The sequence below is a fragment of the Anaeromassilibacillus senegalensis genome (genome assembly GCF_001261775.1).
Classification (GTDB): domain Bacteria; phylum Bacillota; class Clostridia; order Oscillospirales; family Acutalibacteraceae; genus Anaeromassilibacillus; species Anaeromassilibacillus senegalensis.
Genome location: NZ_LN868536.1, coordinates 105,309 through 129,382, shown reverse-complemented (window position 1 = coordinate 129,382; position 24,074 = coordinate 105,309). Strand labels below are relative to the sequence as shown.

Sequence of the window (24,074 nt, the reverse complement as noted above, 5' to 3'; positions counted from 1 at the left end):
AATCTGCCGCACATACCGCCGCCTTGTCCCGCATACCTATTAAGAAACAGGAACCAAAGGGGGACTTGGATACGGTACAGCAACGGCTTTTGACGGAAGGCCGCCCGTTTGAAACATTGGTGCGGTTTTCTCTTCCATTTCTGTTGTCAAACATATTACAGGCCTGCTATGGCGCGTCCGACCTGTTCATGGTGGGCCATTTTTCAGATTCCGTGGGCGTTGCGGCAGTCGCGACAGGCGGGCAGATCATGCAGACCATCACCGGGCTGTCGATCGGGCTGACAGCGGGCGGCACCGTCTTAATCGGCCGGACCTTCGGCGCACAGCGCAAACAGGAGGTTGCCCACGCGGTCAAGACGATCTGCATTGTGTTCGGCCTGTTTTCCCTGCTGGTGACCGCGGCGACGATTCTGCTGCTCGACCCCATCTGCCAATGGATGCAGGTGCCGCCGGAAGCGGTGGAGATCACCCGGCAATATCTGTTCATCTGCGCGTGCGGTATTTTATTCATCGTCGGATACAACGCCATCAGTGCCATCCTGCGCGGGCTGGGAGATTCCCGCACGCCGTTGATCTTGATTGCGGTGGCGTGCGTCATCAATGTCTCCACCGACCTGCTGTTTGTAGGCATATTCCGAATGGGCGCGCCCGGCGCGGCGATTTCCACCGTGATCGCGCAGATCGCCAGCCTGCTTCTGGCAATCATCTACCTGGCATACCGGGGCTTTCTGGGAAAATACCGCAGGCGCGCGCCCTGCTTCCGGCTCTGCGCCGCAAAGGACGCGTTGGCGGCAGGGCTTCCCATCGCCCTACAGGAAGGGCTGGTCAATGTTTCGTTTTTGATCATCACAGCCCTGATCAACGGCATGGGACTGGTCGCGTCCGCGTCGATCGGCGTGGTGGAAAAGCTGATCGCGTTCAGCATGCTGCCCACCACGGCCTTTGCCGCGGCCCTCTCCGCCGTCACGGCCCAGCATCAGGGCGCAGGGCTGATGGATCGGGCACGGCGCTGCATGCGCATGGCAATCGGGCTTTCGCTGGTCTTTGGAATCGCATGCTTCCTGCTGGCGCAGTGGAACGCGCCGATGCTGGTGGGCCTGTTCACTGCGGACCCGCTGGTGATCGAATCCGGCGCGTGGTACCTGCGCTCATACAGCCTGGACTGCGTCGTCGTCTGCTTTGTGTTCTGCATGAACAGCTTTTTGAGCGGCGGCGGGCACCCGTTGTTCCCGCTCGTCCACAGCCTGCTGACAACGTTTCTGGTACGCATTCCCGTTTCGTACCTGCTGACCTGTACGGCAAACCCGTCGATGTTCCAGATCGGCTTCGCCGCACCCGCGGCCTCGCTTCTCTCCATGCTGCTCTGCCAGTGGTTTATTGCGCGGTGTTTTGGGGACGAAACGCAGCGCGTCCGTAAGTCGTTGCCAACCCTTGCTGGCTTTTTCTGACAATGAAAAAGGAACTATGCAGGTAATGGTCAAAATGTGTTTCTCCACCTTTCTGAAAGGTGGCGGGATCAAAGGGCAGCGCCCTTTGCCGTTCTCCGCAGAGAACGGAACTCTCTTTATGAGAAGAGCGAGTGGGAACGAGTGATATGGTCCTTTATAAACCTTTTGTGCTCCCGGGCAACCTTCAGGGGCCGTTGCAGTTTTATTCTGCAACGGCCCCTTGTCAATGATAATACAAACCCTTTTCCCTATGCCAGCACGCGGAGCGCTTTCAACAGGGAAACACAATCCAGCATCCCCCGGCGGTAGGCGTACTGGTTTTCATGACAGCTGATCTCCGCAAGGGTTTCAAAGCATTTTTGCACAAAGCCCCGTTCAACCTCTGCCAGCATCGTATCGCAATCCTGATCGATGCGGTTCCGCTTTTCCAGTTGGGATTCATATCCCTCTTCGTACGTAAAGTCCTGCATGGCGTTGTCAAACAACTGGTTAAAAATTTCATTCAGCGCTTCTTGACTCATATCATTCATCCTTTCATATCTCTACAATTGTCTACTATTAATTATAATTTGCCATCTATTAGACGTCAATAGTAGTTTAATAGATTATGTATGTTTTCTTTTCATAGCAGTACACTTTTTATGAGGTGATTTCTATGTCAAGAAGTGCAAAAATAGATTTTGAAAACAAGGATAAATATATTGCGATAGGCTTAAATATCGCCTATTACAGAAAACGCGAAGGGCTTACACAAGATCAGCTTGCGGAAAAAGCAGGGATTAGCCGTTCTTATTTAGGCGAAATCGAAGCACCAAATATGGTGACAACATTTACTTTGGAAATCCTGTTCAAAATCGCAAACTCACTCAATATACCTGTCCATAAACTATTAGAGTTCAGAGACTAAACCGCGTCACATAAAAAATTGCCCCCGGTTTTTAACCGGGGGCAATCATAAAGCCGTCTATATGGGACGATTAGGCAAGGCAGACGTTAACCGCGCGAAGCTTGCTGCTGTTTTTGGGATCCTGCTCCGTGCTGTAGGTCACGCGCTGACCTTCCATAAGGTTTTTAAAGCCTTCACCGACAATCGCGGAAAAATGCACAAACACATCCTCGCCGCCCTCGTCGTTGGAAATAAATCCGAATCCTTTTGTCTCATTGAACCATTTAACAGTACCTCTATTCATAAGTGGCACCTCCTGTAAAAATATTACATTCAAAAATATCCGAACAAAAAACCGCGGTGTATCAAATCAAAACGAAATTGATTCGACACACCACGGAAATCAATTAGTACATTTAGAATACTTTTATAGTATACCATATGATTTCAAAAAGTCAAGTTTTTCTTTTTCAGGTTTTTTGCGCGGCCTTTCTCAGCCCATTCCGGGAAAATTGTTCATGCCGTTCATCCCATTCATTCCATTCCTGGGGCCGCCCATTCCGCTCAGATTGTCTATATTGGGCGCACCTGAAAAGATCACGCCGCCGCCGGGGCCGGGCACAACCGGGCCAAAGTCAGAGGGCGCAGCAGGCGTCGTGCCGTTATAGGGGCCCGCGTAGCGCTGGGGCCGCTGTCCGGGCAGGTAGAAGGTCACGAATTTTACCGAGAACATGTCGCAGATGACAAAAGTCTGCGTCGCTTCCTCATAAAGCGTAAGGACGGCGTTGCCGACCGCATAAAGAATACCGGATTTTGTCTGAATGCTCTGGGTGCCGATCAGGAATTCCACCACCACGAACTGTCCCAGGTTCTCGCTCAGGGCCTGCTGAAGCGAGCCCTGCATGGCGGGGGTATCAAAATCCGGCTGGGGTGGGACGTTGAGTCCGCTGTTTTCATTGGCTCTGGTCAGAGCAATGTCTTGAACCGCGTCGGGATAATACTGGTTCATTGGGTACCTCCAAATCTAAGTGTCCGCATAGGCGTCGGTCGGGTTATAGAAGCAGTGGTCACCGATGCGGATGACGAATTCTCCCACACGGGAGGGGAAATTGTTTCGGCAATTGGGGCTAAAAGGATTGAAAAACCAAAGGGCGATACCCAGGTTGGTCAGGCGGTTGCCCGCCATGGCCCACTCGGCGATGTCCCAGTTGACCTGCTCCAATGCCATGTTATAGATGTTCTGGGAGTTATAGCGCCCCCTGACCGTCTCCATTGCGCAGGTGAACTGGCGGGGCTGAAAGACCACTTCCCGGACAGTATTGAACCGCCCATACTCCCCGTATGTTACGTTTACCCGGTTCATCACCACCGAGGCTACCGCCTTCATCCCGTTCTCTCCCTCGCCCCCCGCCTCACATTTGACGATGCGTGCCAAAAGCTCCAGGTCTGAATATGCCATGTGTATGAAACCCTCCTAATCGGGAGCACCTGGCCTGCCGCAGTGGCCTGCTTTTAGCTGCACTCCACGAAGTCCAGGTTGTTTCAGCGCAGAAGGGCGGCCACTGGAATGAAAAGAGAGCCAAAAGGCTTGATCCACACCGGGCAACGGATGGGATAAACCGGCGGCGGCCTGGGCGTCCCTCTCAATGGTACACACCAGCTGTCCACGCTGGATGAATTAAATCTGTTGGATACAAAAAATCCGGAGGAAAAGATGGAACGCCAACGGCATCCAGCCGGCCGCAAAGAGCGCGTTTCTTCCTCCATGCGCACTCCCAGCCTTTCTCCGCTTTGCTCCATTCTATGCATTTGAGCGTCAATGTGCGCTTTTAGATTCTCCGTTTGCAATGATTTTCTCAGCTGATCGTTTCTGCACATCAAGCAACAGAAAAGTGAAAGATACAAATGGGAAGGGCTGTGTTTTTATATTTATATAAATAAAAAAACGAACCCTTCTCCATGATAAAAGAGTTCACATTTTTACAAAATTCAGTCTTAAATTAAAAAATTGACAAAAGTATTTTTAGATACAATAGAAATTGGGCAATGAACCAGAAGAGGCTGGGCTTGCTGGAAATATAGTAAGATCCGGCCCTATATCTACTTCTGAAAAGTACAATAGGACAGAACGGACCAATCCGACAACGGCTTTTATTCACCGGCCGTTTCTCTAATCCTAAACGGAACTTGCCCATCCTATTTGAGGCCGTCTCTCCTTTTTATGCGCCGAAGCGTTTTTCTCTTGCAGCGAGAGCGCACCGGTGGTATCCTGTAGATGAAAAGAACCCGAAATCGTTTGGCGAAAAAAGGAGGATCACCCATGAAGTGCAGAAAAGCGCCTCTATTGCGCCGGCTTTTGCCGCCGTTTCTGTGTTTCGCAATACTGGGGGCCTTGGCAGCCTGCGAAAACGAAGCGGTGAAAACGCCGGAATTGAGATCCGAAGCTGTCTCCTCCGAAATACAGAGCAAACCCTCCGCCGTCAGCCAGGAACTATCCAGCGCGGTGAAAGAATCTGTAAAAACGGAAGAAGGAAGCTATCCGTTCCTGAAAGAACTTCTGACCTCGGTGGAAAGCCCGAATCACTTGGAACTGTACCGATCGGGTGGCAGAAGCGTGAGAATCACCTCCGATTTGCTTCGCGATATATACGGCGCGATTGCGGCGGCGGAGCTGACGGAAATCGAAAGCGAAGGCATCACAAGCTACTACGAGCCCGACCTCATCGATCTTTACTATTATAAAACCTATGCGGGTTACCCGGACCATGACATCCAGGTATACCCTCCCAACAAGGAACGGGCGATGTATCATGACAAAACGCTCCTGTTTTTTCCGCAGGACGCATCTACAATCTCTTGTTTCATGGCTCCGCCCGCGCTTTACTATTCCATCCGGTCGCTGGTGGATGCACAGACGGTACCATCGGAAGTATCGTTTGATGGAAATTATGTGAAACTGAAGGTTCCGCCGGACGAGAGCGGCGAATGGAGGGGCTGCTTTTTCGATCAGGACGGCCGCATCGTTTTTTTGCAGGGTTGGCATAACGTCCCGGTATTAGACGCAGCGACGGGAAAACTTCTGTTTACGCTGAGCAGCCCAGCCCAAATTCTGCGGACCGAGCCCTACAACGGCGGAATTCGCCTGCTGTCGGACGCCTATGTCGCGGAGTACGACATGGATGGTCAGGAGCTCAGCCGTTTCGATCTGCCGGAGGACATCCGCAGCGGTATCCAGGAGGTAAACTGGCTAAACCGTGTTTACCAGTACGATATAGCGGATAACAAAATCGTATATCCCGCCCCGGACGGCGTTTATCTTTGGGAAAACGGCATTTCCCGTCAACTGCTCGATAACGGGGAGCTTCCTACAATTGTATCACAAGAGCTGCAGTACGTGCAGGAGTCGGAAGCGGACTGCCGGTATTCCGACCCACAGCTGTTGGCAAACGGAACACGGCTTTGCGCCGCTGTATATCTGGAGCAAAGCCAAAACGGGTATGTCGGCCTGCTGTTTCTGGATCTGCTGACCGGCGAGAAAACCTATCTCTGGAATCTGTTTGGCATCAACGTGAACGGAATGAATATCCCAGACGACAAAACGGTGCAGACTTTTGCAGAGGCGGGCATGACGGAGATCAACGCTACAACCCTGCAGCGGACACTCGTGGATACAAATCAATTTGAGAGCTTGTCTTCCTTTTACAGACCCCGCGACGGCGCCAAGTGGTTTGAGGAGTACAGGCACCGGGACAAAAATGGTATTCGCTGCCTGGATATCCGCTATCCCGCCCGGGAATCCGCAGTACAAACACTCTGTACCATTCGGGGGGAACATGTCTATCGCGCCGCTGTCACGGACCACTATCTGATTTACTGCGATGAGGATAGCGTGAAGTCTGGAATTATCGCAATTCCGTATTGACTACGCCTGGTATGTATTTATCTATATAAATGAAGAAACCGAACCCATCCCCATCGGGATTAGGTTCGGTTTCTTTATCGTTTGGTGCGGGTAACAGGACTTGAACCTGCACGGATTTCCCACCAGAACCTAAATCTGGCGTGTCTGCCAATTCCACCATACCCGCGTATTCAGTTGAAAGTGAAAAATGGAAAGTTGAACGTTATTTTAAATTTTAGTTTCACAGTCCGGACGACAAAGTCAAAGGACTTGCCAGCAACCATCGTTCCCCAACTTTCCACTGTCAACTGCTATTATATCGAATTCCCTGCCACAATGCAAGGTTATTTGCCCAAAATCCCCCGCTCCAGCATGGACTGCGCTGCGAGCATTGCGCCGAGTCGTCCGCTGTGGAAATTCAGGCCGCCCTGCATCCAGGCCGCGTACGGCTCGCGCAGAGGCGCGTCCGCGGAAAGCTCGATGGAAGCGCCGAGCGTAAACGCGCCCGCCGCCATGATCACCTTGCAGTCGTAGCCGGGCATGTCCCACGGCTCCGGCGTAACAAACGCATCCACCGGCGCGCCCTTTTGTACGCCCTGGCAGAAGGCCACCAGCGCCTCTTCCCGGCGCAGCAAAACCGCCTGGATGATGTCCGCGCGGGGCTCGTCCGGTTTTGGCGTTACATCGTATCCAAACTCGTTGAACAGCACGGCTGTGAAAGCCGCCGTCTTGAGCGCCTCACCCGTCACGTGCGGCGCATGGAACGCACCCATGAACAGTTCCCGGTTGTTGCCGAGCGTACAGCCGATCTCCTTGCCGGTGCCGGGCGTGGTCAGGCGGTAGGAGCAGCTTTCCACCAGATCCTTTTGGCCCGCAATATAGCCACCGGTGGGGGCTACGCCGCCGCCGGGGTTTTTGATCAGGGAACCCGCCATCAGGTCCGCGCCGTGGGAGGTCGGCTCCTCACGCTGGACAAACTCGCCGTAGCAGTTGTCCACCATCACGATGCAGTCCGGGGCTTTGCGCTTTGCAATCTCCGCGATGCGCGCAATGTCTTCCACAAACAGGGAGGGACGCAGGCTGTATCCGCGGGAGCGCTGGATATACACCATTTTCGCTGAGGGATTAATTTGCTCCTCCATCGCCGCATAGTCGGGCGTGCCGTCCGGCAGCAGGTCGATCTGCTCATACTCGATGCCGAATTCCTTCAGGGAACCGTTTCCGTCCCCTGTCAGGCCGATCACGCCGCGCAGGGTATCGTATGGGAGACCGGTCACGCTGAGCATCTTGTCGCCCGGGCGCAGCACGCCGAACAGCGCCACTGCCAGCGCGTGCGTGCCGCTTACAAAATTGTAGCGCACCAGCGCGTCCTCCGCGCCCAGCGCTTTTGCATACACCTGATCCAACACCTCGCGGCCCCGGTCGCCGTAGCCGTAGCCGGTGGACGCCGCAAAATGGCTCTCGCTGACACCTGCCTCGATAAACGATGCCAGCATCTTCTGCTGGTTGTAGTCCGTGGTTTCGTCGATCCCCAGGAGGACCGGCGCAATCTTTTCCATGGCGCGCTTTGCGGCGCTCTGGATGCTCTCATCTATCCGAAAATCTGGGTATATCACGGGACTCCCTCTCTTTCCTTTTCCCTGTCAATTTTATTTTTCAAAGGGGCTGACCGGCGTGATCACCGGTTTCCCGTCCCTGCCGAGCAGGGGCGTCAGTCCACCTGCGTATCCGCTGGAAACATGCAAATAGTTGATCCCGGTTTCCCGGTCCACCAGCACACGGATGACGTCCATCGTACCCTGTGTATAGGACACCTCAAAGCGTTTATCTTTCATGTGAACTCCTTTCTCACGGTTGCAGCTCCGCAAAGCGGCCGCATCCGGCAAACCCAAGGGCACGGTAGAACGCTTCGTTCTCCCCATCTGCCCGGAAAATATATGTTTTCTGCTTGTGTAACGACGCGGCCAGCGACCGTACCGCCCGCGCGCCCAGGCCCTGCCGCCGGAACTCCGGATGCACCGCCACGGCAGACAGTACGGCGGCCTCCTCTGTACACGCGGAGCAAATCGCACACGCAGCAAGCTGTCCATTTTGATGGAAGCCCACCGTTCGCGCGGTCCCGTGCCGGATGCGGTGGGACAGGTCCAGATAGAACGGTTCGAATTCCGGCGGCACAAAGGACGCGCTTTCGCAATCGCACAGCAGCGCGTGGACGTCCCGCAGGCTGGGATTCCATTCGCACGCGGGTTCCGGCGCATCGGTGGTGTCCAGCACCATGATTTCGCCCGCGAGGAAAGCAGGAAGCAGCATCTTTTGTGCGGCTTCCTCCGCACAGAGCACCGTCCGCGCACCGGCCATCCGTACAAAGGAGGCCAGCTCTTCCCAGTCTGCGCCAGGGCGGGCGTCCAATACCAGCACGTCGTCCAGCAGACACAGCGCCGCGTGTTCTCCCTGCACCCAAAAGCGCGCAAAGGGGTAATCCAGCCCGTAGGCCTCCGCCGTGGCGCGAATCCGGCAGGCAAACGCGCTTCTCCGGAATGGCTCCAGTTCGGCAAGAGCCTTTATCTGCTGAATCATACCGGCTCCACGCCCGCGATTTTCTCCGCCAGCCGCGCAATCAACGTCTCCGCGTCGTGGAAATCCTGCTGGGAAATCAGGCTCACGGCGGAATGCAGGTACCGGCACGGCAGGGATACCGCCACCGTGCGCACGCCTTCCCTGGACACATGGATGGCCCCCGCGTCGTTGCCGCCGGCAACCGCCTGCTTCGCCTGGCAGTTTACGCCGGTTTCCTCCGCCGCGTCAAACGCCATCCTGTAATATTCCCGGTCGTAGATGGTGCGGCGGTCCATGAAGGACAGCACCGGACCCTTTCCCACATGACAGACCTGCTTGTCCTCCGGCACGCCCGCCACGTCGGCGGCGGTGGTGCTCTCCACCACGATGGCCGCATCCGGTTCAATGGCAAACGCCGCCGTTTTAGAGCCATTCAGGCCGGTTTCCTCCTGCACGACAAACGCGAACATCATATCGTACGGCAGGTCGCTTTTCAGCAGGTCGATCAAAATGGCACAGCCCGCGCGGTCGTCCAATGCGCGGCTCTTGATCATGCCGTGGGACGTGTCGAACAGCGAATCAAACGTCACCGGGTCGCCGGGCCGCACAACGGCTTCCGCCTCTTCGCGGTCCGCCGCGCCGATGTCGATATATAAATCCTTGACCGGGACGGATTTTTCTTTCTCCTCGCCGGTCAGCAGGTGAATGGGCTTCGCGCCGATCACACCCGCCACGTTTTCGCCTACGGTGACGGGCTTACCGCACAGCACGCGGCGGTCGATGCCGCCGACGGTCGCAAAGCGGAGCAGACCGTCCTCCCCGATGTGCGTCACGATCATCCCCACTTCATCCATGTGGGCGTTGAGCATCAGCCTGGTTTTGGGGCGCTGCTTCCCCTTTTTAAAGGCAATCAGATTGCCCAGCGGCGTGACTTCCATCCGGTCGGCATAGGGTTCGATTTCCTTTTGAATCAGCGTGCGGACATTCTCTTCAAAACCGGAGATGCCGCGCGCGGTGCAAAGTGTTTCCAAAAGATTCAGATCCGCCATTTATTCCGCCCCCTTTACATAGGCCGCCAGCAGCTGCGCTACGTGCTCCACGTCCTGCACGTCGACGACCTCTACCGGCGTATGCATATACCGCAGTGGGATGGAAACCATTGCCGTATGGACGCCCGCCTTTGCGGTGGCAATGGCGTCTGCGTTGGTGCCGGTGTCCCCGCCCATGATCTCCAGTGTATATGGAATATTCCTTTCATTTGCGAGCCGCACCAGCTTGTCCGTCATCGGACGGGAAAGCACCGGTGCAACGCCGATCATCGGCCCACCACCCAACTTGCCGCATTTTGCCGGGTCCACGCCCGGCTGTGCGGCAAAGCTCACGTCCACCGCGACGGCCTCGGTCGGGTCCAGCGCAAACGCACCTGTTTCCGCGCCCTGCCCGCCGGTTTCTTCCCGGCTGCTGAGCAGAATCGTGAGCGCACAGTCGAGCGGCTCCTTCTGCAAGAGCTGCGCACAGCGGATCAGCGCCGCACAGCCCGCGCGGTCGTCCAGCGCGGGGGACGCGATGCGGTTCCCCAGCAATCGCTTCTGCGGCGCGCGCACCAGCACGCGGTCCCCGGGGGAAACCAGCGCTTTTGCCTCTTCCCCGGTCAGGCCGACGTCAACTGCCATTTGATCCACGCCTTCCACCTTGTCCTCCCCGCCGTCGGTGAGATGCGGCGGCATGCAGCAGACGACGCCCGTCAGCGTTTCCTTTCCAAAAACTGTCACCGGGCTGCCGGGCAGGACGCGGCGGTCCGTGCCGCCGCAGCGGTCCACGCGCAAAAAGCCCGCGTCCTCCACGCGGGCTCCTCCTCATACCTATTTCCATGTTTATCAGTGGCAAACCAAACTCCTTTTGCCCAGCGCAGGCGGTATGACGCAGGGCGAGGTGATTGCATTTGTCAATTATATGTCGCAGATTTTGCTGGCTTTGATTGTGGTGGCAAATCTGGTGGTCACGTTTAAAAAGCCGGCGTCCTCCACGCGGGTCACGATCAGGCCCACCTGGTCGATATGCGCATCCAGCAGGACGTGACGTTTGGCGCCCCGCTTCCCCATGCGGCACACGACGTTCCCCATGCGGTCCACGGTGGTCTCTCCCAAGTTCAGCAGTTCCCGCGCGGCCCGCTTCGCTGGGGCGCATTCGTCGCCCGGCGTGCCCGGCTCCGCGCAAAGCGCAAACAGCAGTTCCTTTAATTCCTCCATGTCGTTCTCCTTTTATACAAATAGTATAATAAAATTAAATTATACCAAATCATTTACAATTCGTTTGAAATGGTTGCCCCGCTCCGCAAAGTTGGGATACAGGTCAAAACTCGCGCTGGCAGGGGAAAGCGAGACAATATCCCCCGGCTCCGCTTCTTTCCGGCAGAGCTGGACCGCCTCTTCCATGGAAGCCGCGTGCAGGATTTTGGGATTCCCTTCATGATAGGCGGGGGAAGCCAGCACCGCCGCCTCAATCTTCGGCGCGGTCGCCCCCAGCAGCACCAGCGTCTTAACTTTTTCCACGATGACCGGGCCAAGGGCGTCATACGGAATTTTCTTGTCGTAGCCGCCCGCGATTAAAATAATCTTGCGATCGTACAAGGACAATGTGCCGCGCGCCGTGCGGGTCGGGCTGGTCCCGATGGAATCGTTGTACCACCTGACGCCGTCCAGCTCGCGCACCAGCTCCGCGCGGTGCTCCACCCCGCCGAAGTTCCGCGCCACCTGCCGGATCACCTCCAGCTCAACGTCGCCCCAAACGGCGGAAATTGCCGCCAGATAATTCTCCACGTTGATCGCGCCGGGAATTTTAATCTCCGAAGCATTCAGAATAAAGGTATCCTCTCCGCCCTGCGCCATATAGATATTCCCCTGTGCATCCGCCCACGCGCCGTATGCACTGCGGCCTTTCCGGCTGAACTGGAAAAGCTGTCCGCGCACCTCCGGCGCAAAGGAAGCGGTGATTTCATTGTCCGCGTTGAGCACCGTGCGGCTGAACGCGTTCTGGTGCAGGAAAATATTTTTCTTTGCGTCAATATACTCCTGCATGTCCTTGTGGACGTCCAGATGGTTGGGGGACAGGTTTGTCACCACCGCCACCGCCGGGCTTTTCCGCATGGAGATCAACTGGAAGCTGGAAAGCTCCACCACCGCTACATCGCCGGGCTGGACGCACGCAATTTCCGGCAGCAGCGGACGGCCGATGTTGCCGCCGAGGTGCACGGTTTTGCCCGCGGCTTTTAAAAGCTCCGAAATGATGGTTGTGGTGGTCGTTTTGCCGTCGCTTCCCGTCACCGCGTAAATTTTGCAGGGGCAGAGGTCAAAGAAGACCTCCATTTCCGAGGTGACCGCCGCGCCGCGCCGGCGTGCGTCCTCCAGCTCCGGCAGGGTAAACTTCATGCCGGGGGTGCGGAAGATCATATCCGCTTCGAGATTCTGCAAATACGTCTCGCCCAGACGCAGCTCCACGCCGAGCGCTTCCAGCTCCTCCGCCTTTTCTCCGAGCTGTTCGCGCGTGCGGCGGTCGCAGGCAAGCACCCGCGCGCCTTTTTCCCGGAATATTTTGATCAGTGGCAGGTTGCTGCCGCCGATCCCGCAGAACGCCGCCGTTTTGCCTTTGATTGATGTAAAGAATGCTTCCACTCTGCTATCCATACTTTGCCCCCGCGTTTCGATTTTTTCGTTCTCACAACTTCCCTATTATAGCCCACAATATCCGTTTTCGCAATCGAAAACCCGCATAATTGGGCGGTCAGCTGTTAAAAATAACCGTATCTTCCAGAACACCTCTGTCAGGAAAGGCTGGTTCAAATTTTATGAAACAGAATAGGAAATTTGTGATGCTAACCATTGCGATGATCGCCGTGATCGTGGTGCTTGGCGGCACCACCGTCAGCGGATACGTGCAGGCCTCCAAGTACAAGATGAACCTGAACTACAACTACCAGCGCGCGGTGATGGACCTGGGCGACTGTGTGGACAACATCGAGAACACACTCAACAAGAGCGTCTATGCCAACACCCCCACCCAACAGAACGGGCTTGCCGCCAAGCTGATGCGGGAAACCAGCATGGCGAAGGCCGCGCTGTCCATCCTGCCACTGGAAAACGGCACGCTTTCCAACGTGAACAAGTATATTTCGCAGGTAGGCGACTTCTCCATGGCGCTGTCCAGCCGCATCTCCGCGGGCGGCAAGATCACGGAGGAAGAATACGCCTCCATGAAAAACCTGGAGCAGTACGCCGCCAAGCTGAAGGAAAGCCTGCGCGAGGTACAGCCGGACTTTGACGCCGGCCCGGTGGACGAAAGCTTCCGGCAAACGGCAGACGACTTCACGGACTACCCGTCCCTGATTTACGACGGCCCATTCTCCGACCACATCGGACAGATGAAGCCCCGGCTGCTGGAAGGTCTGGCGGAGGTGCCGCAGGGCAACGCGCAGAACAACGCCGCGGAATTCCTCGGCCTGACGCAGGACAAGCTGACCCACACGCAGGACAACGACGGCGGCCTGCCCATGTACAACTTTGAATACGGCACCATCCGCGTTTCCGTCACCAAGGCGGGCGGCGTGGTCTGCGCCATGACGGACTCCCGCGAGATCGGCGGCATGCAGCTGGACGAAACCGCCGCCAAAGCCGCCGCGCAGAACTTTTTAAACGCCAAGGGCATCCGCAACATGAAAGAAAGCTACTACGTGATCAACGACGGCATCTGCACCATCAATTACGCCTACACGCAGGATTACGCCGTGTGCTACCCCGATTTGGTCAAGGTCAGCGTGGCGCTGGACACGGGCGATATTGTAGAGTACAACGCGACCGGCTATATCATGAACCACCACGACCGCGCGAAGCTGGAACCGAAACTCAGCCAGGACGAAGCGCAGAAATCCGTCAGCCCCGCACTCACGGTGGAAAGCGCCGGACTGGCGCTGATTCCCACGCCGGGCCTGAATGAAGTGCTCTGCTACGAATTCCAGTGCAAGGGCGAAAACGACGACCGCGTGTTGGTTTATATCAATGCTTCCACTGGCATGGAGGAACAGATTTTCATTATGATGCAGTCCGACGCGGGTATTTTAGTGAAATAGACCTGCGTTCAGCATGCGGACCTCCGGTCGGGACGCGCCTACGGCGAGGAACACTTTTATCTGGCAGGTAATGACTAAAACGCATTTTTCCGCTTTTCTAAAAAGCGGGACCTGCGGTCAGCTCGCGCCTACGGCGAGGAACACTTTTATCTGACTGGTAATGACTAAAACGCATTTTTCCGCTTTTCTAAAAAGCGGGACCTGCGGTCAGCTCGCGCCTACGGCGAGGAACACTTTTATCTGACTGGTAATGACTAAAACGTATTTTTCCGCTTTTCTAAAAAGCGGCGGGATCAAAGGGCAGAGCCCTTTGCCGCTCCTCGCAAGGAGCGGGATTCTCTTCCTGAGAAGAGCGAGTGGGAACGAGTGATATGGGCCTTTAAAAACCTTTTGTGCTACCGGGCAAGCTTCCGGGGCCGTTACAGTGTGCCACTGTAACGGCCCCTTTACATTTCATTTATTTCTATACCTGCTTACAAGATAATCAAGTGAAACATAATATATTGCGCAAAGCTTTAGCAAAGTCTGAATAGACGGTAATACACTACCATATTCGTAATATGCATAAGTAGTATAGTGAACGCCTAATATGTCAGCTGCTTCCTGTTACTACAGTTGATTTAACAAAACTTGCAATTTATATTTATTCTTCAGCGTCATATCATAATTAGCGAGCTCATATGAGCTCAATATAAAGCATATCATATGTTATGAGCTTATAATAAGCTTAATCTTATTGAATGAGGTGAGATATGAAGATAAAAGACTTTTCTCTTCGCATTGACGAGGAACTTTTGGAAAAACTTCACTATGTCGCCGATTATAACGACCGTTCCGTCAATAGGGAGCTATTACGTCTAGTACGAATTCATGTTGAGGCTTTTGAAAACGATCATGGCCCAATTTCTTTAAGTAACAATCTATCATAATTTATATTTCAAGAGATAAATCGGCAAAGAATCATTATAAAAAAGAGACGGCGTTAATACACCGTCTCTTTTTATCTTTCCGCCAAATTTATATATGGTATGCCTTTTCTTATACAATAGTCCACTGTGTATTTTGTCCCTCCGGTCACAGCAGTCAAATAGCAAATACAGACATCGCTTCGATCTGCCATATAACGATTCCTTTTGTGCATACATCCACTGTAATACTGCTCTGATACGTAAATGCAAGCGTCTGCATGCTTCTTTATGTATTCATGTAATACAATATCATCTTCGTTCCATCCCTTCGTCTGATTCTGGCAGGGACAACAAAGGATCAGCACAATTTGCGGATTCCGTTTCTTACATTCCAAAACGGTTAATGCCGCCAATGTATCAAACCCGCGTGCGCCCCCCGCATAGAAAAGTCGCGCCCCTTTCCCCACCTGCTTTTGAACTTCTGCACGAAGTCGTGCTTTTATTTGCGGAATTTTATCCTCCGGTATATCTCTGTGACCGGAGAAACAACAAGATACAAGCATTTTAAAAATCACCTCATTCTCTATTTTAAGGGAAATACCCTTGGAAGTCAATAAGGGTAATTCCCTTATTACATACTAATTTTGAGGTGATATAAAATGTATAAAAGAATTCGTGAGCTAAGAGAAGACAATGACTTAGGGCAAAAAGAACTGGCCGACTATTTACAGGTACACCAGACAACATACTCGGATTATGAATTAGGAAATTTAAACATTCCAAACGCCGCCTTAGTTAAGCTGGCCGAATATTATGGCACAAGCACCGATTATCTTTTGGAGTTGACAGATGACCCCCGCCCTTACAAACGCAGTGAAAATTTTAGTAAGACAAAAAATAAGCAATAGAAAAACAATGAATACAAAACAAGCTGTTTCTAACCGAATCAAAGAGTTATGTGAAGATCGAAATATCAGTGTAAACGCTGTCGCTTACATATCAGGCATGCCGACTTCGACTGTTCAATGCATGCTGAATACCAAAAGCAAAAATCCAGGAATTGTCAACATCAAAAAGCTTTGTGACGGGTTTGGAATTACTTTAGGCGAATTTTTCAGCACACCTGAATTTGACGCATTAGAACAGGAAATAAAGTAACTCATGTAAGATGATACGAAAACAGCTGGGGACAAAAATGAAAGGGGCCGTTGCAGCATACAAACTGCAACGGCCTTAAGCCACACGGTAACACCAAGGATTACAAAAAACCATATCACTCGTTCCCACTCGCTCTTCTCAGAAAGAGAGGACCTCCGGTCGGGACACTCGCTAGAGGCTAAAGTCTCGCTCGATGCTCTAAACGACAATCGCCGGAGGCGCGAAAGACGTTGCACGTCCTCTGCCCTTTGATCCCGCCGCTTTTTAGAAAAGCGGAAAAATACGTTTTTTCCTACACCATAACCAAAATAGTGGGTGTTTTACACGCGCCCCTTTTATTCCCATCTAATTGGCCGCCGGAGCCATTGCGCGCTCCGTGATGCGGTTTCCATCGTGCGCGCGGCGCACTTCGGCGCGGCACTTCCTGAGCAGGTCGGCAAGCCCCTCCCAATCGGCGTCCTTTGCATTCTGGCAGAGCTTTTCTTCCAGCAGGTAGGACTGAATGACCAAACTGTAGTAGAGCTGCGGGTCCGCGTTTTCCTGCCGGCAAACCTCTGTGAGCAGCTCCGTCGTCCGCGCGTATTTGGTCCAGAGCTGGCGGGTGGCAAGCCTGCGGCTGAACGGAAAAACCAGGCAGTTAAAGACCATGGCAACCACAATTCCAAGCAGAATGTAGCCCAAGCGTATGGCAAGCATGGACCCAACCTCCGCCCAGCCAAAGCTGCTCATCAGCACCGCGCCGCCCAGCGCGCCGATGGTGGAACAGGCATAGGTACCCGTATAATCTGAAAAATAGAAGGACAGGTATCCGGAAAGCATCATGATCGCCGTCCGGCCCGCCATGGAAGGAATCAGCGCATAAAGCGCCATTGCCGCGACGCCGCCAACCGCTGTTGCGATCAGACGCTTTTTCGCCTTCAATCCCACATCGTCCGCATAGGGCAGGGAAACGGAAGCGATTGTGAACAACAGCCACTTGCCGTGCGGAAGGGAAAACACCTGTACCAGCAGGGTCGCCGCCGCCAGCAGGACCGCCACGCGCAGCGCATAGATCAAACGCACTGGGCTGATGTCCAGCGCGGCCTTGATCCGCACAGAAAGAGAGAGGGCGGTCGGACGGTAAAAGGTCCTTTTCTCCGGGTCCGTCATGTGCAGCAGGCGGGAACGAATATACGCCACGCCGTCGCAGAGTCCGGACGCCGCCGGGTCATCCATTCCCTCCGGGATTACAAGCGGCTCCAGCGTCTTTTGCTTCTTTTGCACAAATGCTTCAAAGGCATCCAGTTGTTTCAAAACCCAGTGCAGCAGCTCCGCGCGCGCCGGCGTGACAGGGCCTTCCAGGTCGTAGAGCTGTAAAATCAGATGCTCTAAACCGCGCCCGGAATCGATCATGGCAAAGCTCGCGTCCGAGACGCACAGCGGCTTTCTCCGACGCTCATACACCATGCGGCTGAGCTTAAAGAGATTCTCACGCACTGTCTGCGGGTCGTCGGGCTGTCCCTTCCCGTCCAGCAGGCAGCCGATGCACTGCTTCGCCTCCTCTATTATGGCGGAAAGAGCGTCCCGCGTGGTCTCCACCACCCGCTTGCGGCCCATCACAAACTGGTACAGGATGATGCAGACCGCACCGACCAGCATGCCCAGCACGCGCTTTGGAAGCTGCTCCGGCGTGATTGGAGAGATGAATACCAGGAACAGATAGGACAGGATGTATGGAAAATACATGTGGCTGGCATGCTCATACGTAAATACGTACAGAATGACAAAAATGGCGGCAAAATTGATCAGCAGAGCAGGAACCGGGCTGAGCGTCACCACAAAGCAGGCCGCCACCGCCATCAGTACCAACACCAGCGCCTGCGTGCACAGATGCCGCAACGGCGCCGCCGTCATGTCGCGCACCATGGAAGACGCCATCATAATGGTAAAAATTACGCCGACAATAGAGTTCTCCGCACCGAATACGGCCTGAAACACATTGACGAACGCAACAATAAAAATAAAGTCCAAGGTAGCAAAGCGGAAATTTTCTTTCACACTCGCCCGGACTTTTTCAAAGAGGCTGTTGATTTTTTCCATGAACCGAATGCTCCTTTCTGGATCTATCATACCACTTTGCCGGACATCTGTTCAATAACGTCTCTGCCGCAAGAACTTTGTAAACTTTTTATGAACAGCCGGTTTCTATCGAAAAAAACTTTCAGCTCTGCAAAAAAGGCCTGTATTACCATTGGTGGAATCTAGAAAAAGCCGGCTGAATAAACGATCCCTCCGTCTGCGGCGGAGGGATCGTTTATTCAGCCAAAATTTTATGCAACCCGTGCGTTGTGATGCAGATCCCTTATTTCCGGTCAATAGGGAATCGCAAAACTGTCAAACCGCCAGCCGTTCTCCGTATTCACCATTTTGATGGCAAACGACACCGTGGTATCGTCTGCCGGATCGCCGCTGCTCTCCGGCAGGGCGTCATTGTAATGGCCGATCAAATTGAATTCGACCTCGTTTTCATCCTGTTTGACAAGCTCAAACGTCGTCTCTTTGTAGGTGATATCGCTGCCGCGGTCGCCGGGCGCGGTCAGCAGCCCGCCCGCTCCGTCGTCGATATAGCACTGTGATTCATTCAGGAAATCAGTATACTCCACCGTAAAAACGCTTTCCATCGCTTTGCGGTAATCGGCATAGCTGTCAAAGCCCCGGTCCGGATAATAGACCCTGCCGTTCCCATTCTCTTCGCCTTCAGCCTCCATATCCGGCTCAAAGCCGCTGGTCATGGAAAAGTGGAAATACATGCGGTACGCCGCCTGATACAAAAGCTGCTGGTCGCCGTTCAAAAACGCCGGCAAGGTCAGGCCTTTACTGAGTTCCGGTTCGGGAATCAGCTGGTTGGCGGCGGCGCCCTCCGCGGCGGTTTCTTCCGGAGCAGAAGGCGTTTCCTCCGGAACGGTGCTTTCTTCTGAAGAAACGGGCGCTTCTTCAGAACTGGAGCTCTCTGCGGTTTGGCTGGGCGGCGGCGATTCTTCGGGAACCTGATTCACTGTCCATACGCATCCCACCAAAACCCCCGCCATACAGATGGCCATCATCCACGCCAATACGATCTTTTTCATTTTATTCGCCCCTTTCCGCTGTGCTGAGAAAGGGTTGCATCACAATTGACGGAACACGCAAAACCGGCTGAATCCAACGATTCCCCCCGCCTGAGGCGAGGGGAATCACACTTATTCTGCGCAAAACGTGTACTGTGACACAGCCACGATTTTCTATTATTTTTTACCCAGCAGCTTAACCAAAACAGCCTTCTGCGCGTGCAGGCGGTTCTCCGCCTCGTCAAAGATTTCCGCCGAATGCTTCTCAAAGACCTCCGCGGTGATCTCCTCGCCGCGGTGCGCGGGCAGGCAGTGCTGCACCATCGCGTCCGGCTTTGCAACGGACATAATCTCGTCGTTGATCTGGAAGCCCTGGAAGGCTGCGCGGCGCTTCTGCGCCTCTTCTTCCTGGCCCATGGAAGCCCACACGTCTGTGATCACAACGTCCGCGCCGCGCGCCGCTTCCTTCGGGTCGTTCGTGATGCTGAACGCCGGATGCTGCACCGCAAAGTCGAGGACCGCCGCGCTGGGCTTGTAGTCGTTCGGGCAGGCAACCGCGACTTCCATCTTCATCTTGAGACAGCCGACGATCAGGGAATTCATCATGTTGTTGCCGTCGCCGATGAAACACATCTTGAGCCCGTCAAGGCTGCCCTTCTTCTCGCGGATGGTCATCAGGTCCGCCAGCACCTGGCAGGGGTGAGCAAAATCGGTCAGGCCGTTGATGATCGGGATTGTGCCGTTCTGCGCCAGCGCGTCCACCTCGGACTGTTTGAAGGTGCGGATCATGATGCCGTCCAGATAGCGGGACAGCACGCGCGCGGTGTCCTCCACCGGCTCACCGCGGCCAATCTGCAGGTCGTTCGAGGAAAGGAACAGCGGCAGGCCGCCCAGCTGGTACATGCCGACTTCAAACGAAACGCGGGTACGCGTGGAAGCCTTTTCAAAAATCATGCCCAGGGTTTTGCCCGCGAGGTGGCGGTGCTCTATCCCGTGCTTCTGCTCATATTTGAGCTGGTCCGCAAGGTTCAGGATGCTGGTGATGTCCTCTGTGGTGAGGTCGAGCATTTTCAACAGGTGTTTCATTGGTAGTATCCTCCCATTTTCGCCGTTTGGCGTTCTATTACAGGTTTTTAAAGGTCAGAAATGGTCCGCTGCAAAATCGCAAGACCCTGATCAATTTCTTCTTTGGTAATGGTCAATGGCGGCAGGAACCGCAGCAGTGTCTTCGCGGTGAGCACCAGCAGGCCGTTCGGCACGCAGGCCGCCGCAACCGCTTTGGCATTGTCTTTTTTCAAAACGGCGCCCAGCATCATACCCATGCCACGCACCTCTTCTATCGCGTCCATCGCTTCCAGTCTTCCGCGCAGGTACGCGCCTTTTTCCACAACGTCTTCCAGGAAGCCGGGCCGCAGTACCTTATCCAGCACCGCCAGCGCGCCCGCGCATACCACGGGGTTGCCGCCGAAGGTGGAGCCGTGCATGCCCGCATTCATCACATTGCCCAGACGCTCCGTGCAGAGACATGCGCCGATCGGCAGCCCGCCGCCCAAGCCTTTCGCACTGGTGACAACATCCGGCTGTATCGCATAATGCTCAAAGCAGAACAGTTTGCCCGTGCGGCCAATCCCGGTCTGCACCTCGTCGACCATCAACAGAATATCGCGCTCTTTGCAGAACGCTGCCAGCTCCTGCACAAACGCCGGTTCCAGCGGGCAGACACCGCCTTCGCCCTGGACTAGCTCGATCAGCACCGCGCAGGTGGCTGCATTCGCCGTTGCGCGGACGCTCTCCATGTTGGTATCCGCGTAGGAGAAGCCCTCTGTGAACGGGGTAAAATGCTGATGGAACGCGTCCTGTCCCGTTGCCGCCAGTGTGGTCACGGTGCGCCCGTGGAACGAATTGTTCAGGGTAATGATCTGGTTGCAAGCTTCCCCGCGCGTCTGCGTGCCGTATTTGCGCGCCAGCTTGATCGCGCATTCGTTGGCCTCCGCGCCGGAATTGCCAAAGAATACCCTGGAAAAACCGGATGCCTTACAGAGCCGCTCCGCAAGCTGCGTCATCACCGGGCTGTAGTACAGGTTGGAGATGTGCTGGAGCGTCGCCGCCTGCTCCGCCACCGCTTTGGTCCAATCCGGGTCGCAGTAGCCCAACGCGTTGACGCCGATACCCGCGGTAAAATCGATATAGGTTTTCCCCTCCGTATCCACCGCCGTGGCCCCTTTGCCGCTGACCAGCGCCGCCGGGAACCTGCCGTAGGTGGGCATCAGGTAGGCCTGTTCCTGCTGTTTGACCGTATCAAAATGCATGTTGATTCCTTCTATCTGCTTAAAATTTGACGCCATATCGTTTCATATCGACGCAACCGCCGTCACCGACTTCCACGCCCTCGCCTTCCAGCAGCCTGCGCTGCTCCTCCGGCCCGCCGAATGCGAATTCCGGCGCCAACCGCCCTTCGCGGTTCACCACGCGGTGGCATGGGACGGGATTTTCCCCGCCCATGACCCACGGGTAAGGATTATGGTGCAGCGCCCAGCCGACAGCCCTCGCGCCCCTGGGGCTGCCGGCCAGGAAGGCAACCTGCCCGTAGGAGATTACCTGCCCCCGTGGGACACGCCGCACAATTTCGTATACGCGTTGATTAAAGTTCATTTGCCAGTCCTATCTATTTCAAATGTTATTTGTGATCAATACAGCATCGTGCCGACGCCCTCGTCGGAGAACAGCTCAATCAAAATGGAATGCGGGATGCGCCCGTCCAGAATGTGCGCACGGCTCACGCCGCGCCGGACGGCCTCCACACAGCAGTCGATCTTCGGGATCATGCCGCCGCTGATGATGCCCTGATTTTTCAGGCTGGGCACCTCGCTGACATTGACCACGGGAATCAGCGTGTCCTCGTCGTCCTTATCGCGCAGCAGGCCGCGGATGTCCGTCATCAGGATCAGCTTGATCGCGTCGAGCTTCGCCGCGATGCGCGCCGCCGCGATGTCGGCGTTGATGTTGAACACCTCGCCGTTTTCACCCGCCGCCACGGTGGAGATGATCGGCACATAGCCGTTCTTCGCCGCGTTCATGATGATATCGGTGTTGACCTCTGTAATACGGCCCACATAGCCGAGATCGCCCTCGTTGGAGCGGAGCTTCTCCGCCGTCAACATGCCGCCGTCCAGCCCGCACAGGCCGACCGCCTGACCGCCGTGCCGCTCCAGCAGCTGCACCAGATCCTTGTTGACCTTGCCCGCCAGCACCATCTGCACGATGTCGATGGTCTCTTCGTCCGTCACGCGCATACCGCCGACGAACTCGCTGGCCTTGCCGACCTTTTTCAGCATGGCGCTGATTTCCGGCCCGCCGCCGTGCACCAGCACCACGCTGATGCCGACCAGCTGCATCAGCACGATGTCGCTCATCACAGCGTCCTTCAGGTCTTTGTTGATCATCGCGTTGCCGCCGTATTTGACCACGACGGTCTTTCCCGCGTATTTTTGTATGTACGGCAGCGCCTGTACCAGAACTCTGGCTCTGTCGGCATTCGATATCTTCATGTTCGGCTCTCCTTTAAGGATGGTACTTGACTAAATTTATAAAATCCACCCAAATGGGTATTTGTTGTTTCTGTCCCGCCCCTGCGCGCTTCATCGCTGATCAAAAGTGAAGGGCGGGCCGTGCATCCAAACTCAGTTCGGACTGGTATTTGTTGTTTCTGTCCGGCGAAATCACAGCCTCTTTCCACAGCCGGCTATGCGCCGGCCGTGCATCCAAACTCAGTTTGGCTGCTCAGGTGCGGTAGTCACCGTTGATTTTCACGTAATCGTAGGTGAGGTCGCAGCCAAAGGCGGACGCCTGTTCCGCGCCGTCGTGCAGGGTAACATTGATATTAATTTCATCCTCGCTGAGGATTTTCTTCGCTTCTTCCTCGCTGAACGGGATCCCCGCGCCGTTTTTGCAGACTTCAATGCTGCCCGCCTCGGAGGCAAACCCCACGTCGACCGCGTTGATGTCCGTATCCGTCCCGGCATAACCGATGGCGCAAAGCACACGGCCCCAGTTGGCGTCCGCGCCGAACATCGCCGCCTTCAGCAGACTGGAACAGATCACGCTTTTGCCAATCTTGCGCGCCGCGTCCTCGCTGGCCGCGCCGGTCACATTGCAGACCAGCAGCTTCGTTGCACCCTCGCCGTCCTTCGCCACCATGCGCGCCAGACGGACACAAAGTTCCTTCAGCGCGCCGGTAAAGGTCTCATATGCTTCCGTGTTTTCCTCAATCGAATCGTTGCCCGCCGCGCCGTTCGCCAGAATGGCCGTCATGTCGTTGGTGGAGGTGTCCCCGTCAATGCTGACCATGTTAAAGCTATCTTTGACCGCTTCGCGCAGCGCCTTGTCGAGCACTGCCGGAGCTATTTTTGCGTCCGTTGTCAAGAAACAGAGCATCGTCGCCATATTGGGATGAATCATCCCGGACCCCTTCGCGATGCCGCCCATGCGGACTGTTTTTCCGCCAATCACGACCTCGACCGCCACTTCTTTTCGAACGGTGTCCGTGGTCATGATCGCCTGCGCCGCATCAGAGGAACCTGTTTCGGAAAGCGCCTGCGCCAGCGCGGGCGCCGCCTCCTGAATCGGTTCGATCGGCAGGATCTGCCCGATGACGCCCGTGGATGCCACCACAACGTCGCTGGGCTGTAGGTTTAATTCCTTTGCCGCAGCCTCACACATCAGCTGTGCCTTTTCCTCGCCGTCCGCGTTGCAGGTGTTGGCGTTGCCGGAATTGCAGATCACCGCCTGCGCCATGCCGTCCGCAATGTTGCGGCGCGTCACCTGAATCGGCGCGCCCTTGACCAGATTCTGTGTATAAACCGCCGCCGCAGAACACGGGAAGCGGGAGTAAATCAGCGCCAGGTCCGGCTTGCTCTTATTCTTGCGGATGCCGCAATACAGGCCGGAGGCAAGGAACCCCTGTGCGGCGGTCACACCGCCCTCTATGGAAACATAGCTCATATCAATCG

25 protein-coding genes, 1 tRNA gene and 2 pseudogenes are annotated in these 24,074 nt (G+C 55.2%); 7 read left to right on the top strand and 21 right to left on the bottom strand.

Annotated elements, in window-relative coordinates; translation table 11 throughout:
- Positions 1-65 precede the first annotated feature (65 nt).
- The gene (locus tag BN2106_RS03175; protein WP_050697128.1) at positions 66-1,448 is read left to right on the top strand and encodes an MATE family efflux transporter; all 1,383 of its coding nucleotides are present in this window, start codon (positions 66-68) and stop codon (positions 1,446-1,448) included.
- A gap of 248 nt (positions 1,449-1,696) precedes the next feature.
- On the opposite strand, the gene BN2106_RS03170 is transcribed toward BN2106_RS03175, so the two are convergent.
- Positions 1,697-1,969, bottom strand: a complete 273-nt coding sequence (locus tag BN2106_RS03170) for a hypothetical protein (protein ID WP_050697127.1) — start codon at positions 1,967-1,969, stop codon at positions 1,697-1,699.
- Positions 1,970-2,103: 134 nt separating this feature from the next.
- Between BN2106_RS03170 and BN2106_RS03165 the strand changes: the two genes are divergently transcribed.
- A complete protein-coding gene (locus tag BN2106_RS03165) occupies positions 2,104-2,355 on the top strand; it encodes a helix-turn-helix domain-containing protein (RefSeq protein ID WP_050697126.1) in 252 nt (83 codons plus the stop codon).
- A 70-nt stretch (positions 2,356-2,425) separates the two neighbouring features.
- On the opposite strand, the gene BN2106_RS03160 is transcribed toward BN2106_RS03165, so the two are convergent.
- The 3 genes from BN2106_RS03160 to BN2106_RS03150 all read right to left on the bottom strand — a co-directional run bounded on the left by BN2106_RS03160 (position 2,426) and on the right by BN2106_RS03150 (position 3,793).
- Positions 2,426-2,638, bottom strand: coding sequence for a cold-shock protein (locus tag BN2106_RS03160; protein ID WP_050697125.1), 213 nt, complete (start codon positions 2,636-2,638; stop codon positions 2,426-2,428).
- A gap of 189 nt (positions 2,639-2,827) precedes the next feature.
- Entirely contained in the window at positions 2,828-3,343 is a 516-nt protein-coding gene (locus BN2106_RS03155) for a hypothetical protein (RefSeq protein ID WP_050697124.1), read from the bottom strand.
- A 15-nt stretch (positions 3,344-3,358) separates the two neighbouring features.
- Positions 3,359-3,793, bottom strand: coding sequence for a cell wall hydrolase (locus BN2106_RS03150; protein WP_050697123.1), 435 nt, complete (start codon positions 3,791-3,793; stop codon positions 3,359-3,361).
- A gap of 861 nt (positions 3,794-4,654) precedes the next feature.
- Here BN2106_RS03150 and BN2106_RS03145 point away from each other — a divergent pair.
- The gene (locus tag BN2106_RS03145; protein WP_050697122.1) at positions 4,655-6,256 is read left to right on the top strand and encodes a hypothetical protein; all 1,602 of its coding nucleotides are present in this window, start codon (positions 4,655-4,657) and stop codon (positions 6,254-6,256) included.
- 82 nt (positions 6,257-6,338) lie between these two features.
- Here BN2106_RS03145 and BN2106_RS03140 read toward each other — a convergent pair.
- The 8 genes and pseudogenes from BN2106_RS03140 to murD form a co-directional block, all read right to left on the bottom strand.
- A tRNA-Leu gene (locus BN2106_RS03140) sits at positions 6,339-6,422 on the bottom strand.
- A gap of 157 nt (positions 6,423-6,579) precedes the next feature.
- On the bottom strand, positions 6,580-7,851 hold the full coding sequence (locus BN2106_RS03135; protein ID WP_050697121.1) for a methionine gamma-lyase family protein: 1,272 nt from the start codon (positions 7,849-7,851) through the stop codon (positions 6,580-6,582).
- Positions 7,852-7,884: 33 nt separating this feature from the next.
- Positions 7,885-8,070 (bottom strand): DUF6440 family protein, encoded by a 186-nt coding sequence (locus BN2106_RS03130; protein ID WP_050697120.1) that lies wholly within the window; start codon positions 8,068-8,070, stop codon positions 7,885-7,887.
- Positions 8,071-8,083: 13 nt separating this feature from the next.
- Positions 8,084-8,812: a GNAT family N-acetyltransferase gene (locus BN2106_RS03125; RefSeq protein ID WP_050697119.1), complete on the bottom strand. Its 729-nt coding sequence runs from the start codon at positions 8,810-8,812 to the stop codon at positions 8,084-8,086.
- The gene (locus tag BN2106_RS03120; protein ID WP_050697118.1) at positions 8,809-9,840 is read right to left on the bottom strand and encodes a M42 family metallopeptidase; all 1,032 of its coding nucleotides are present in this window, start codon (positions 9,838-9,840) and stop codon (positions 8,809-8,811) included. Before BN2106_RS03120 ends, BN2106_RS03125 begins: the two co-directional genes overlap by 4 nt.
- Entirely contained in the window at positions 9,841-10,635 is a 795-nt protein-coding gene (locus BN2106_RS03115; RefSeq protein WP_050697117.1) for a zinc-binding metallopeptidase family protein, read from the bottom strand.
- Positions 10,636-10,845: 210 nt separating this feature from the next.
- A pseudogene (locus tag BN2106_RS16690) lies at positions 10,846-10,893 on the bottom strand (hypothetical protein); the annotation flags it as partial.
- Positions 10,894-11,079: 186 nt separating this feature from the next.
- Complete coding sequence (gene murD / locus BN2106_RS03105) at positions 11,080-12,474, bottom strand: UDP-N-acetylmuramoyl-L-alanine--D-glutamate ligase (protein ID WP_050697115.1); 1,395 nt, start codon at positions 12,472-12,474, stop codon at positions 11,080-11,082.
- Positions 12,475-12,635: 161 nt separating this feature from the next.
- Between murD and BN2106_RS03100 the strand changes: the two genes are divergently transcribed.
- A complete protein-coding gene (locus BN2106_RS03100; protein ID WP_050697114.1) occupies positions 12,636-13,913 on the top strand; it encodes a PepSY1/2 domain-containing protein in 1,278 nt (425 codons plus the stop codon).
- A 453-nt stretch (positions 13,914-14,366) separates the two neighbouring features.
- On the opposite strand, the pseudogene BN2106_RS15530 reads toward BN2106_RS03100, so the two are convergent.
- Positions 14,367-14,507: pseudogene (locus BN2106_RS15530) on the bottom strand (helix-turn-helix transcriptional regulator); the annotation flags it as partial.
- Positions 14,508-14,665: 158 nt separating this feature from the next.
- Between BN2106_RS15530 and BN2106_RS15525 the strand changes: the two are divergent.
- Positions 14,666-14,842 carry an Arc family DNA-binding protein gene (locus tag BN2106_RS15525; RefSeq protein ID WP_074017390.1) on the top strand — a complete coding sequence of 59 codons (177 nt, stop codon included), beginning with the start codon at positions 14,666-14,668 and terminating at the stop codon, positions 14,840-14,842.
- Between the two features lie 71 nt (positions 14,843-14,913).
- Here the strand turns inward: BN2106_RS15525 and BN2106_RS03095 are convergent, their stop codons facing one another.
- On the bottom strand, positions 14,914-15,384 hold the full coding sequence (locus BN2106_RS03095) for an SLOG family protein (protein ID WP_050697567.1): 471 nt from the start codon (positions 15,382-15,384) through the stop codon (positions 14,914-14,916).
- A 96-nt stretch (positions 15,385-15,480) separates the two neighbouring features.
- Between BN2106_RS03095 and BN2106_RS03090 the strand changes: the two genes are divergently transcribed.
- Positions 15,481-15,729, top strand: coding sequence for a helix-turn-helix domain-containing protein (locus tag BN2106_RS03090; RefSeq protein WP_050697113.1), 249 nt, complete (start codon positions 15,481-15,483; stop codon positions 15,727-15,729).
- 7 nt (positions 15,730-15,736) lie between these two features.
- On the top strand, positions 15,737-15,979 hold the full coding sequence (locus BN2106_RS03085; RefSeq protein WP_050697112.1) for a helix-turn-helix domain-containing protein: 243 nt from the start codon (positions 15,737-15,739) through the stop codon (positions 15,977-15,979).
- 345 nt (positions 15,980-16,324) lie between these two features.
- Here the strand turns inward: BN2106_RS03085 and BN2106_RS03080 are convergent, their stop codons facing one another.
- The 7 genes from BN2106_RS03080 to argJ form a co-directional block, all read right to left on the bottom strand.
- The gene (locus BN2106_RS03080) at positions 16,325-18,058 is read right to left on the bottom strand and encodes an FUSC family protein (protein WP_050697111.1); all 1,734 of its coding nucleotides are present in this window, start codon (positions 18,056-18,058) and stop codon (positions 16,325-16,327) included.
- A 272-nt stretch (positions 18,059-18,330) separates the two neighbouring features.
- Positions 18,331-19,086 carry a hypothetical protein gene (locus tag BN2106_RS03075; RefSeq protein ID WP_050697110.1) on the bottom strand — a complete coding sequence of 252 codons (756 nt, stop codon included), beginning with the start codon at positions 19,084-19,086 and terminating at the stop codon, positions 18,331-18,333.
- 156 nt (positions 19,087-19,242) lie between these two features.
- Positions 19,243-20,151 carry an ornithine carbamoyltransferase gene (gene argF / locus BN2106_RS03070; RefSeq protein WP_050697109.1) on the bottom strand — a complete coding sequence of 303 codons (909 nt, stop codon included), beginning with the start codon at positions 20,149-20,151 and terminating at the stop codon, positions 19,243-19,245.
- A gap of 47 nt (positions 20,152-20,198) precedes the next feature.
- A complete protein-coding gene (locus tag BN2106_RS03065; protein WP_050697108.1) occupies positions 20,199-21,374 on the bottom strand; it encodes an aspartate aminotransferase family protein in 1,176 nt (391 codons plus the stop codon).
- 19 nt (positions 21,375-21,393) lie between these two features.
- Positions 21,394-21,717, bottom strand: a complete 324-nt coding sequence (locus BN2106_RS03060; RefSeq protein ID WP_050697107.1) for an MGMT family protein — start codon at positions 21,715-21,717, stop codon at positions 21,394-21,396.
- A 35-nt stretch (positions 21,718-21,752) separates the two neighbouring features.
- Positions 21,753-22,613 carry an acetylglutamate kinase gene (argB, locus tag BN2106_RS03055; RefSeq protein WP_050697106.1) on the bottom strand — a complete coding sequence of 287 codons (861 nt, stop codon included), beginning with the start codon at positions 22,611-22,613 and terminating at the stop codon, positions 21,753-21,755.
- Between the two features lie 232 nt (positions 22,614-22,845).
- Complete coding sequence (gene argJ / locus BN2106_RS03050; RefSeq protein WP_050697105.1) at positions 22,846-24,066, bottom strand: bifunctional glutamate N-acetyltransferase/amino-acid acetyltransferase ArgJ; 1,221 nt, start codon at positions 24,064-24,066, stop codon at positions 22,846-22,848.
- Positions 24,067-24,074: the final 8 nt, after the last annotated feature.